This is a genomic window from Pedobacter sp., assembly GCF_041662865.1.
GTDB lineage: Bacteria > Bacteroidota > Bacteroidia > Sphingobacteriales > Sphingobacteriaceae > Pedobacter.
The window spans coordinates 18667-31981 of record NZ_JBAZRL010000008.1 but is presented as its reverse complement, the minus strand read 5'-3'; the positions used below and the strand labels follow the sequence as shown (position 1 = coordinate 31981).

Sequence of the window (13315 nt, the reverse complement as noted above, 5' to 3'; positions counted from 1 at the left end):
CTGAGCCTGCAGCTTCCATTACTTGTTTGCTCACAAAGTTTTCTGATGCAATTAGTTCAAGGCCATGCTCTTGTCTATCTAATTCTTTATCGATTAAGTCAAAAATTAAAGTATCTCGTTTCATTATGGGAATGTTTTTTTGGTAAAAATACTAAATTATTGCTTAATTCAAGGACGGATATTGAATACCTTTTAACTCTTTTTCGACCGTTTAATTCGTATTATTTTACAAAATAAATCAATGTATTTTGAGCTTAATAGTGCAAGTAATTTATGCAAAAAGGTAGCATCACTTTACCTGCTGAAAACAATAACATAATAATGATGCGAATTTGAAACGATTATTGATAAAAGTATTAAACAAAATACCGTAATTTGTACTTTTAAAATAGTGCATGGAAATCAAAACCGGAGCTTTATTATCTACTATCAACTATCCTGCTGATCTAAAGCAATATAGCGAACAAGACCTAGAGCAAATTTGTCAAGAATTACGTCAATATATTATTGATGTTGTAAGTGTGAATGGGGGACATTTTGGCGCAAGTTTAGGCGTAGTAGAATTAACGGTTGCCTTACACTATGCATTAAATACACCTTACGATAAATTAGTTTGGGACGTTGGTCATCAAGCGTATGGCCATAAAATCTTAACAGGAAGAAGAAATCAATTCCATACCAATCGCATTATAAATGGCATAAGTGGCTTTCCAAAGATCAGTGAAAGCGAATACGATACCTTTGGCGTAGGTCATTCCTCTACTTCTATTTCTGCAGCTCTAGGCATGGCAGTTGCATCTCATTATAAAGGTGAAAAAGATAGACAACACGTTGCTGTAATTGGTGATGGGGCAATGACAGCAGGTTTAGCTTTTGAAGGATTAAATCATGCAGGTATCGAAAACTCAAATCTATTAGTGATTTTGAATGATAACTGTATGTCAATTGATCCAAATGTTGGCGCACTTAAAGAATACTTAACTAGTATTACCACTTCTAAATCATACAATCGCTTTCGCGATGACGTATCACATGTATTAAGCAAGCTTTCTGAGCTTGGTCCAAATGCACATAAATACGTTAAGAAAATAGAAAAGAGCATTAAAGGTACTTTACTTAGACAAAGTAATTTATTTGAGGCGCTAAATTTTAGATATTTTGGTCCAGTAGACGGACATGATGTGAAACGTTTAGCTTCAATTATAAAAGACTTATCTGCTATTCCTGGCCCTAAATTGCTGCATTGTGTAACGGTAAAAGGTAAGGGTTTCGCATTAGCGGAAAAAGACCAAACTAAATGGCATGCTCCTGGTCTTTTTGATAAAATCACTGGGGAAATTAAAAAATCAGTCCCAGATAAACCACAGGCACCAAAATATCAAGATGTATTTGGTCATACCATGGTTGAGTTAGCGGAAACTAATAAAAAAATTGTAGGTATTACCCCTGCTATGCCTTCAGTTTCATCATTAAATATTATGATGAAAGCTATGCCAGATCGTGCTTTTGATGTTGGCATTGCAGAGCAACATGCAGTAACTTTTTCAGCTGGTTTAGCTACTCAAGGCTTAGTTCCTTTTTGCAACATCTATTCAAGCTTTATGCAAAGAGCCTATGATCAAGTTATACATGATGTGGCGATACAAAACTTAAATGTAGTTTTCTGTTTAGATAGAGCAGGTTTAGCAGGCGCTGATGGAGCAACACATCATGGTGCTTATGATTTAGCTTACATGCGTTGTATCCCGAATATGGTCGTTGCATCGCCTATGAACGAAGAGGAATTGCGCAATATGATGTATACTGCACAGCAAGAAAACATGGGACCATTTACTATTCGTTATCCACGTGGAAATGGAGTGATGCCAGATTGGAAACGTCCTTTTAAAGCATTAGAAATTGGTAAGGGGCGTAAAATTTGTGACGGAGAAGATGTTGCCATTTTATCAATTGGACATGTGGGTAATTTTGCTGTAGAAGCTTGCCAAGAATTAAGTACAGAAGGTATCCATCCTGCTCATTATGATTTACGTTTTGCGAAGCCTTTAGATGCTGCTTTACTGCACGATGTATTTAAGAGGTACACAAATATCATCACTATAGAAGATGGTTGTTTGCAAGGTGGAATGGGCAGTGCAATTTTAGAATTCATGGCCGATCATAATTATAAAGCAAATGTGGTACGACTAGGTATTCCAGATGAATTTATTGAACATGGTGAACAACCTGAGCTTTGGACATTATGTGGTTATGATAAAAATGCCATTATCACTGCCGTAAAAAAAATAGCAGTAAGCCGTACGACTAAAACTATGGCATCTTAATCAATACTTGTCGTTCAGATTGAAGTAAAGAATCTCAATAATAAACTTAAACATTAGTGGAAAGAAATTCAAAAATATATGTTGCTGGTCATAGAGGCATGGTTGGTTCTGCCATTTATCGTAAACTTCAAAAAGAAGGTTTTACAAATCTCATCACTAAAACTTCTGATGAATTAGATTTAAGAAATCAACAAGAAGTCACGGATTTTTTTAGTACAGAAAAACCAGAATATGTTTTCTTAGCTGCAGCAAAAGTTGGTGGTATTATAGCTAACAATACCTATCGGGCAGATTTTTTATATGAGAACTTAGCTATACAAAATAATGTTATTCACGAATCTTATAGAAATGATGTTAAAAAATTAATGTTCTTAGGTTCCAGTTGCATTTACCCAAAGCTAGCACCACAACCCTTAAAAGAAGAATATTTACTAACTGGCTTATTAGAAGAAACTAACGAACCATATGCTATAGCAAAAATCGCAGGGATTAAGATGTGCGATGCATATCGTGCTCAATACGGATGTAATTTTATTTCTGTTATGCCGACTAATTTATATGGATATAATGACAATTATCATCCGCAAAACTCACATGTATTGCCTGCGTTAATTAGGAAATTTGATGAGGCTAAAAAATCTGGAAAGAATGAAGTTGTAATTTGGGGATCTGGTAAACCCATGCGAGAATTTTTATTCGCCGATGAATTAGCAGATGCCTGTTATTTTTTAATGCAAACGTATAATGAGCCTCATCTAATTAATGTAGGTACTGGAGAAGATCTAACTATAAAAGAGTTAGCCTTATTAATAAAAGAAGTAGTTGGTTTTAATGGAGACTTAACATTTGACAACACCAAACCTGATGGAACACCTAGAAAATTAATGGACGTTTCTAAACTACATGCTTTGGGCTGGAGACATCAGATTGAACTAAAAGAAGGTTTAAAATTAGCTTACCAGGACTATTTAAGTAAGCATCCTTAATAACAATGTTCAATACAGCTATTATTTTTTAGAATTTGTAGTATTATAAACCCATACATATCTACTTTTAATACATCTTGGACACCAGTATATCCGAATTGGTAAAAAGCCTAATACATTTTTTAATAAAAATCCCCGCGGTATCTGATAATGAAAATCTGAACCGCATTTTCTGCACTTGTGATCTTGGTAACCCATAAAGTAATTATTCCGGCTTAACACTTCACAAATACTTTTTCCAAAAGAAATAAATTATAATGGATAAAAGTTAAGTAGGTAGATGAAAATGTTAATATATGCGCAAGTTACCCAACTAATTTGACTATTAAAAATCTTGATAAATATTTCTGAACGTACTTCTTAATCCAAAAGTAATTTGACTTGTGCGATCAATACCTAAGCTATTTTTTTCTGTCCTCATAATCCCCCCTAACTCAAATCGTAAATTATATTTAGGATTTAGTAAGTAAGAAATTCTCCCATCTAAATAATAGAAATTCGTTTTTAAACCACCTGTTGTTTCGTAACCATAATCCTGCTTACGGGTAAAGTAGGATTCGTTAATATCTTTACCAAAATTTTCTCCGTTTTCGTTTAAGCCATATTGCGCATAATTCCCTTGTCCATAAAAGCCCCAACGCCCTAATTGGTAATTCCAAATCGTTAAGAATTCTCTAAAATTAGCTCCCATCGGATGAGCTAAAGCCTCAGCATAATTTCCATAATTTAAGATAGAAGTCCGTTGAGAATAGGTAAATGGTCTAGCAGTATTAAACTCAACTAAGTAGTTTAAATTAGTTACTTTAAAAGCATCAAATCCTTTTAACCCTAACTGAACGGCAGATTTATTTGCCCAATATCCTTTCCCCTTAAATACTTCCTTAGCTGTAAATTCATCTAAAGCCAATTGTCCATAAACAGTTCCATTGTTAAACAATTTATACTTCACAGTTAAGCCCAATAAAGCATTATCAGGAGAATTATTCATTCCTTCTACAGTCCGTAAAAATATAACTGGGTTTAAATACGAAACATCAAATCCTCGCTTTCCTTTCTCATCCGCATCTTGCCAAATAATCGAATCAAAAAATCCTAATGACAAACGATTAGTTACATTCCAGTCTAAATAATGAAATGCACCCCATTTTTTTCTAAATCCATTATCATAAGAAAGCTGAGGGCTAGCTGGATCTTGAAACTGAGCCCACATCATCATGTATTTTACATTTCCAAGAGTAGTTGTTATTTTAAAATAAGGGTAAGCAGCAGAAACATCAGATAATAATGTTGAGCGATAACCATCTCCAATAAAATTCTTATCGTGTCCTAAAGTAAATGTAAAATATTTATTAGCAGTGTAATTTATAATAGCGGTAGCATAAGCCCAATCTTTAATTTTTCTTCTAGGAATTTCATAAAAGAATTTATCATTTGTCATTCCAGGAATTATATTCTTAGTATTGATATAATTGTTTAAATAGTTATTAAACCTAGCCTGGTTTTCAAATCCGCTACTATAAAAAGAGAATTTCTTACCAATAGTTCCTCCGATTTGATATCCTCGAGTATTATTCCAAGTCGTAATAGCATGACTAAAATCTCTACCAATCTGAAAGTCTGGGAGAAAATCCATGTAAACAGTATAATCTTCACGGTTTATTTCTACTAAGTGTTCATTAAATAACTTACGTGATACCCATGAATGACGAGTTTGATCTGTACCACTCATTAAAAGAGAATCCAATTGGCGTGTAATGATTGTATCATCGCCAATAACTGGTTTTAGAGATGTATGAAATCTAGTATCTAAACTATATAATGAACGATTTAAACGTTGATATTGGTTATAACTATAAGGAATAATTTGTTGAGCGGAGGCATAAAAAGCTGCGAAGACCAGTAGTAGTCCGAATATTTTCTTTTTCATAATAATAGTTGATAGTTAACTGAGCAGTTAGTTAGACTTGGTGATCCAGCTCTTCAAAAATAGAATTCTTGCTTTTGTATTCTCTTACTAAATCTTTCATAGCCATTACAACCTGACGGTCATCATTTTTCTTGGCGTGATCTAGTAACTTATATATTTGTTGCTCAATTTCAGAAAAAACATATTCACGTACCCTCCCAATCATAATTTTTTCATGGTGTGTAGGCATTGTATTTTCATTATCATTCAATAATTCTTCAAATAGTTTTTCACCTGGTCTTAATCCAGAATATTGAATTCTAATGTCTTGATTAGGCACTAATCCTGCTAGCCTAATCATTTTCTTAGCCAATTCAACTATTTTTACAGATTTACCCATATCAAATATGAATATCTCACCGCCTTTACCCATACAGCCTGCTTCCAAAACTAAACGACAAGCTTCTGGAATCGTCATGAAATAGCGTGTAATTTCTGGATGAGTAACTGTAACTGGCCCGCCCTTTTCTATTTGTTGTTTAAAGCGAGGGATCACAGAACCATTTGAGCCCAGCACATTCCCAAATCTTGTGGTGATAAACTTAGTAATGGGTTTTACACTCAATTCATTAATATAACTTAATCCATTACTAAAAATAAACTGCTCTGTACTTAAAGAGTTATTAAGGGATTGAACATATATTTCTGCAATCCGTTTCGATGCACCCATTACATTAGTAGGGTTTACTGCTTTATCGGTAGAAATCATGACAAATTTTTGCACCCCATGCTTTACAGATAAATCTGCAATCGTTTTTGTACCCAATACATTTGTCTTAATCGCCTCAGAAGGATTGTCTTCCATTAAAGGAACATGTTTATAGGCCGCAGCATGATATACGTAATGAGGCTTATACGTTTCGAAAAGATGATCCATCCTTTTCTCATCCTTTACATCGCCTACAAATGCATGGAAGTTTGTGCTAGCGTGTGTTTCTTCTAGTTCTAAATATATGTGATGTAAAGCCGTTTCAGATTGATCACAAAGAATAATTAAACCTGTTTCAAACTTCAATAGCTGTCTCACTATTTCACTCCCAATAGAACCAGCTGCACCTGTAATTAATATTCTTTTAGCGTGTAATTGATTTTGTATAGAATCAATATCAATTTGAATAGGCTTTCTATTTAGTAAGTCCTCAATATTGATATTTTGTATTTGAGTAGTATGTAATTTACCGCCCGCCCATACATCAGCTGGGGGTATATTTAATACCACCACTTCATTTTCTAAGCACACATCTACAATTTGATTTTTCCGCTCGATTGGAATACTATAAGATGCAAAAATTAATTCGTCCAATTCATGCTCCTTAATCAATTCTTCTAATTTCCCAGCAGCAATAATTTTAATTCCATCTATGGTTTTACCTACTTTACGATCATCGTCATCTACAAAAGCCATTATGGTTTTATTCACTTTCCCATCATGATCAAATGTACGTTTAGTTGCTAATCCTGCTTCGCCAGCACCATAAATGATAACTTTTCTTTTATCCAAGTTTAAGTTCTTAATGTATAGAAAAAAGTACTTAATCATTACTCTGTAGGTAATTAAGAACAAGAAACTCGCTAAACCATTAGTTACTAAAATGGCATTCGAAATAAGCGAAATCTGCGAAAAAGAAATAAAGAAGAGATTGATAACAAAAAAGGTTCCATTTGCTACAAGAACTGAAAATAGGATTCTGAAAGAGTCTTGTGCACTGGTATATCTTACAATACCGGTATAGGTTTTTACATTTAAAAAAACAGCACTATTAATAACCCCTAAAATTAAAATATTTCTATATAATTCTGGAAAACCAATAGCACTCAAATCTAAATTCTGTCTTAAACTATAGGCACATACCAAAGAGAAAGTACAGATAATTAAATCTAGTAAAAAAATAATCCAACGAGGAACAATATTAATTTTAGTAAACAAATCCTATAAGCTTAATTTTCGTAAAGTTAAGTATAATATATATTTAACCCAATTTAATTGTCCTAACCAAGACTCCTTAACAACAAGAATCTTGCCAATTTAGCTTAAAACTAAATTAATCCAATTTTTCATATACAGAGTTTTTGCTCTTAAATTCAGGCACCATTCTTTTCATTTGCAACACAAGTTGGGCATTATCATTTGCAAAAGCATGTGCTAGCAATTGATAAATTTGTTGTTCTATCTCATTAAAAACAACCGGTTTTAAATTCACGAGCATAATTCTTTTATGCGGAGTGGCAATCGTGCTTTCCGAGTCATTCAATAACTCTTCAAATAGTTTCTCCCCGGGTCGTAATCCAGAATATTCTATTTTAATGTCTTGATTAGGTACAAATCCAGCAATGCGAATCATTTTCTTTGCAAGATTGAGAATTTTTATCGATTTGCCCATGTCAAATATAAATATCTCACCGCCTTTACCTATAGTCCCTGCTTCCAAAATCAATTTACACGCTTCTGGTATGGGCATAAAATATCGCGTAATTTCTGGATGTGTAACTGTAACTGGGCCTCCCCTTTCAATTTGTTCTTTAAATCTAGGTATAACCGATCCATTTGAACCCAACACGTTTCCAAACCTTGCTGTAATAAATTTAGTTATTGGCCTTACCCTTAATTCATTAATGTAACTTAATCCATTACTAAAAATATAATTTGTGCCATGCAAAGAGCTATTTAACGATTGAACATATAGCTCAGCAATCCGTTTAGAAGCACCCATAACGTTAGTTGGATTTACGGCTTTATCAGTAGATATCATGACGAACCTCTGAACACCGTGTTTAACTGCCTTATCAGCAAGCACCTTAGTGCCAAGCACATTCGTTTTTATGGCTTCCGAAGGATTATCTTCCATCAGTGATATGTGTTTATATCCTGCAGCATGATAAACGAAATGGGGTTTATAGGTTTCGAAAAGCTGCTCCATTCTTGCAACATCTTTTATATCGCCAACAAAAGCATGAAATGAACGCTGGGGATATAATTCTTCAAGCTCTAAATAAATATGGTGCAGTGCTGTCTCATTCTGATCGCATAAAATTAATAGTCCTGTATCAAATTTCAATAGCTGTCTTATCAATTCACTTCCAATAGAACCTGCAGCACCTGTAATAACAATTCTTTTTTCCTTTAATTGATTTTTAATCTCTTCATTATTAATTTCAACAACAGTTTTCTCCAACAAATCTTCAATATGCACATGTTGTAATTGCGCCAATGTTAAGTCTCCTCTTGCCCATACCTCCGGTAATGGAATATTTAATATATTAACTTTATGTGTTAAACAAATATCTACCACCTTATCTTTTCGCTCTGCACTAATCGCTTGAGCAGCGAAGATAATTTCATCTACTTCATGGTTGGTAATCAAGTAAACTAATTTACGTGCATCTAGAATTTGAATTCCATCTATTGTTTTTCCTACTTTTCGTAAATCATCATCTACAAATGCTATAATGTTTTTATTCACTTTTGCATCATGATCAAAAGTTCGTTTAATGGCAACACCAGCCTCCCCCGCTCCATAAATTAGTACTCTTGTTTTATTAAGTCTAGCATTTTTAACATACATAAAAAAGTATTTAATCAATACCCTATAGATAATCAAAAACAAAAAGCTAAAGAGTGCTTGAAGTATTATGCTAGTCGTACTAATAAAGCTCGTTAGCCCGTAGAATATAAATATGGAATGAACAAGAAAAACAAGGAAAGAGCTAAATATAACGGCGAAAAATATTCTGAATGAATCTTGAATACTGGTATAACGAACTATCCCTGTAAACGTTCTCACACTACAAAACACAAGAATATTAACGGCTGAATAAATCAAAACCGATTTATACAGTGCAACTGTATTCAGCTCTTCAAGGATAAAATTATGACGTACTATCTTGGCTAAAACTAAAGCGACAAGACAAAGGAAAAAATCTATAGCAAAGATAACCCAGCGAGAAACAATCTCAAATTTAAACATGAAAGTAGCGTTAGTCAATTCTTAAAGTTAAGAATAATTAAACTATATCATCTACTATCCGATTAGAATTTGCTGTTACAACCGATCTTACGTCATTCTCTTCAATCTCTAAAGCTATCAGTAGTGAATATAATTTTCTCCTTCACAAAATAATACAATATCCAATCCCATAAAAAAATGGATCATTGAAATTAATTCACTAACAGTAGTAAGTTTAAAGCGTATAGGGGTTGTGCTGATTGATAAAATTTATCTAGCAGTAGTTTTTACAGCAGTAATTTGATCAGTTTTTTCTTGAAGAGAAAGTGTCTTAGAGATATTATCAACTACCCTTTGTAAATCTTCCGCACTTAAATTAGAACCCGAAGGCAAGCAGAGACCCTTTTCAAATAGTTCTGCTGAAACTCCATTCCCATAAAAAGCCGCATCTTTAAAAACGGGTTGCATGTGCATTGGTTTCCATAATGGCCTACTTTCAATGTTATCTTTGGCTAGCTCAGCAGCTATCATTTCTCTAGTTACTCCGTTAGATTTTTCTGGATTAATTAAAAAAGTACTTAACCAACGATTGCTATAATAACCAGCAGGCTCTTCCATTAAACTTACTCCTTCAAATACCGACAGCGCTCGATTATAAAACTGAAAATTCCTTCTTCGTTGCTCTACTCGTTCATCTAGCACCTCCATTTGTCCACGGCCAATAGCCGCACAAACGTTGCTCATTCTGTAATTATAACCAATTTCATTATGCTCATAATGAGGTGTATTTTCTCTAGCTTGCGTGGCTAAAAATTTAGCTTTATGAATATAGTCTTCATTGTTCGATAGTAACGCTCCTCCTCCAGAAGTTGTAATTATTTTATTGCCATTAAAAGAAAGCACACCCATTAACCCAAAACTGCCCATAGCTTTCCCGTTAATGGTAGAGCCTAGCGCTTCTGCGGCATCTTCTATTACTGGAATATCATATTCGTTTGCAATAGCCATAATTTTATCCATTTGTGCTGGCATACCATACAAATGGACAGGGATAATAGCTTTTGGCTTTTTACCCTTATCTATCCGATCTTTTATGGCTTCAAGTAATAAATCTGGACACATATTCCATGTCTCCTTTTCACTATCAATAAATACAGGCAAAGCACCTAAATAAGCAATAGGATTTGCACTCGCAGAAAACGTCATACTTTGACAAATCACTTCGTCTCCACGTTGCACGCCAAGCATAATTAGCGCCAAGTGTAATGCTCCAGTACCAGAACTTAAAGCTGCAGCATATTTCGTATTGGTATATTGAGCCAAATCATGTTCAAAAGCATTCACCTGAGGACCAAGAGGAGCTATCCAATTCGTTTCAAAAGCTTCATTAACATACTTTTGTTCGGCACCACCCATATGGGGAGAGGAAAGCCAGATTTTTGAGCCCATTAAATGTTATTCAATATTTTAAATAATCTATTATATATCACAAACTATAACACTAATATAACCAACAAAGCCAAAACTTTTTAATTAAACGAATGTAGTTTTACTATATGATAACTAATTAAAGCGAATATTTTATTTCTTTAAATATAATGCTTGATTATGAATGTAAATTTACAGTTAATTTTTTAACTATTATAATGCTCAAAAGAATTAACAACTTATTTGTTACAAATCTGACAAAGATCTTAATCCTTTTAAATATTTCTAATTTAAATTGAATTGTATTTAATAATTTTAGTTGGATTACCAATGGCCACTGCGTAATCTGGAATATCTCTTATCACTACCGCACCAGCACCTATAGTTACCCATTTTCCTATTTTTATACCGTGTTTAACAGATGCTCCAATGCCAATATGAGTTCCTTCTCCTACTTGTACATTTCCTCCTAGACCAACCTGTGGTGATATATGAACAAAATCTCCAATTTCACAATCATGATCTATAGAAGCATTTGTATTAATAATCACATGTCTTCCAACAATTACATCTGCATTAATACTCGCATTGGCCATTACCACTGTGCCAGCTCCTAGATTTACTGTAGTAGAAATAGCACATTTTGGATGAATGGCAATTCCAAAATTAACAGCGAGTTCTTTTGCAATTTTATTGCGAATTAAATTATTACCTATAGCAATAATAACTGGCTGATGAATACCTGCTTTAAAAGCAGCAAAATTACCTATAACTGGGTGATTTAGTACTGTTTTAATCGTACTATTTTCATCCCACACGCCCTTAATCTCCTGATTAGAGGCTAATAAAATATCTATAATTACTTTGGCATGTCCGCCTGCGCCTATGATATGCATTAATTCCCTTTAAATTTTTCCATGGTAAGAGATGTAGCTGAAGAAATACCTTCTCTAATTAGAATTTTTTTTATGGTTAAACCTATTATCTTCAAATCTAACCAAAAATTAACATGATCAACATACCACACATCATATTCAAACTTTTGTTGCCAACCTATGGTATTTCTTCCATTTACTTGTGCCCAACCCGTAATACCAGGCTTTACTTCATGTCTACGGTATTGTTCAACTGAATATAGTGGCAAGTATTCTGGCAATAAAGGCCTTGGCCCAATCAAACTCATCTCGCCCTTAATCACATTTAATAATTGAGGAATTTCGTCTATTGAAGTCTTTCTTACAAATTTACCAATCGATGTTAAACGAACTTCATCTGGCAATAAATCACCAGTTGCATCACGTTTATCGGTCATGGTTTTAAACTTAAAAATTTTAAAGATTTTACCATCCTTACCCGGTCTTAGTTGAAAGAATAAGGGATTACCTTTATTCACAAAAAACAATAGAATCAGAATAACTAAAAAAACCGGAAGTAATAGGACAAAAGCTATGCTACTTGTCACAAAATCAAAAAAACGCTTCACTATGCTAGTATACAATTCTTTTTTGTTTTAAGTGTAATTGATATTCGGATAGGATTAACTCCCAAACCTTTTGTTGTTCGTAACGATCTACTATCATTGCCCTAGCTTTGCTTGCCATACGGCGATAAAGATCTTGATCCAAATATAAGCACTCCATTGCACTCCTTAAAGCCTCACTATTTTTAGTAGGGATTAATAAGCCATTTTCATTAGGTATTATAATTTCATTGCAGCCATTAATATTGGTTACAATAGCTGGCAAATCAAAACATCCTGCCTGCATAGGCACATTAGGAAAACCTTCCCTATAGCTCGGAAAAACTAAAGCTTTACTTAGTGCTAAATAAGGTTTCACATCATTTTGATATCCTACGGCAATAATTGCTTTGTTTTTGCTAATTATCTCCAAACACTTAGCAGATAAAGGATCCAGCTCATTTTCTTCCGGTCCAACCAACAACAACTTTAAATCAGGGTATTTTACTGCGAGTTGATCAAAAGCCTCAACTAATTCTTCTATGCCTTTATCTTTAACCAATCTACCCACAAAAATGAAGGTAAAATCAGTGGATGACACGAGATGTTGTTGAGCTAAAACATCAGCTTTTTGCAAAACTTCATCATTTTTTTTAAAGGCATGGGTATCAATTCCATTACTACTGCCATTCCCAATTACTTTTAATTTATCTGTTTTTGCAAACTTTTGGTGGATAATAAACTCTTTTAAATTACTAGAATTCGGATAAACTTTGGTAGCACATGCATAGGTAAGCTGCTCAACTAGTGCTAGTACTTTCCTTTTTACGCCTACTGTTTCCATTAAGGGTAAACCAGCAACTGTGTGTAATCTTATAGGCACTCCTACCAACCAACTGGCCAACATACCTAGTAATCCAGCTTTCGGGGTATGGGTATGAACGATTTGAGGTTTAAGCTCTCTAAATACCTTAATTAATTGATATAAGGATTTTAAATCTGCAAATGGTGAAATAGTTCTAGTCATATTCACAGGAATAAATTCAGCCTGCTCGCTAGATGCTAATTGATCCTTTTCTTCAAAATCAGATGAAATCATTACTACCTCAAAACCCTGTTCCCCCATATATTTCATTTGACCTGAAATTAATTTTTGCAAGGAAAGCGGGACAGTTGTTATGCGGATGAGTTTATTCTTACTTGACATC

General features: G+C 33.8%; 9 protein-coding genes and 1 pseudogene. 2 read left to right on the top strand and 8 right to left on the bottom strand.

Annotation, left to right across the window (positions count from 1 at the left end; all coding sequences use genetic code 11):
* Nucleotides 1-106, bottom strand: a pseudogene (locus WC622_RS04600) (hypothetical protein); the annotation flags it as partial.
* Nucleotides 107-395: 289 nt separating this feature from the next.
* On the opposite strand from WC622_RS04600, the gene dxs reads away from it, so the two are divergent.
* Together dxs and WC622_RS04590 are read left to right on the top strand one after the other, a co-directional pair.
* Nucleotides 396-2324 carry a 1-deoxy-D-xylulose-5-phosphate synthase gene (gene dxs / locus WC622_RS04595; protein WP_372817745.1) on the top strand — a complete coding sequence of 643 codons (1929 nt, stop codon included), beginning with the start codon at nt 396-398 and terminating at the stop codon, nt 2322-2324.
* A gap of 56 nt (nt 2325-2380) precedes the next feature.
* Nucleotides 2381-3310, top strand: a complete 930-nt coding sequence (locus tag WC622_RS04590) for a GDP-L-fucose synthase family protein (RefSeq protein ID WP_372817744.1) — start codon at nt 2381-2383, stop codon at nt 3308-3310.
* Nucleotides 3311-3635: 325 nt separating this feature from the next.
* Here the strand turns inward: WC622_RS04590 and WC622_RS04585 are convergent, their stop codons facing one another.
* From WC622_RS04585 to WC622_RS04555, 7 genes are all read right to left on the bottom strand, one after another.
* On the bottom strand, nt 3636-5237 hold the full coding sequence (locus tag WC622_RS04585) for a gliding motility protein RemB (protein WP_372817742.1): 1602 nt from the start codon (nt 5235-5237) through the stop codon (nt 3636-3638).
* Between the two features lie 31 nt (nt 5238-5268).
* Entirely contained in the window at nt 5269-7203 is a 1935-nt protein-coding gene (locus WC622_RS04580) for a polysaccharide biosynthesis protein (RefSeq protein ID WP_372817740.1), read from the bottom strand.
* A 115-nt stretch (nt 7204-7318) separates the two neighbouring features.
* The gene (locus WC622_RS04575; protein ID WP_372817739.1) at nt 7319-9241 is read right to left on the bottom strand and encodes a polysaccharide biosynthesis protein; all 1923 of its coding nucleotides are present in this window, start codon (nt 9239-9241) and stop codon (nt 7319-7321) included.
* A gap of 249 nt (nt 9242-9490) precedes the next feature.
* A complete protein-coding gene (locus WC622_RS04570) occupies nt 9491-10669 on the bottom strand; it encodes a DegT/DnrJ/EryC1/StrS family aminotransferase (RefSeq protein ID WP_372817737.1) in 1179 nt (392 codons plus the stop codon).
* A gap of 269 nt (nt 10670-10938) precedes the next feature.
* Nucleotides 10939-11544: an acetyltransferase gene (locus tag WC622_RS04565; RefSeq protein WP_372817735.1), complete on the bottom strand. Its 606-nt coding sequence runs from the start codon at nt 11542-11544 to the stop codon at nt 10939-10941.
* Nucleotides 11544-12131 carry a sugar transferase gene (locus tag WC622_RS04560; protein WP_372817850.1) on the bottom strand — a complete coding sequence of 196 codons (588 nt, stop codon included), beginning with the start codon at nt 12129-12131 and terminating at the stop codon, nt 11544-11546. The genes WC622_RS04565 and WC622_RS04560 overlap by 1 nt, the downstream gene beginning before the upstream one ends.
* 4 nt (nt 12132-12135) lie before the next feature.
* Nucleotides 12136-13314 (bottom strand): glycosyltransferase family 4 protein, encoded by a 1179-nt coding sequence (locus tag WC622_RS04555; protein ID WP_372817733.1) that lies wholly within the window; start codon nt 13312-13314, stop codon nt 12136-12138.
* Nucleotide 13315: the final 1 nt, after the last annotated feature.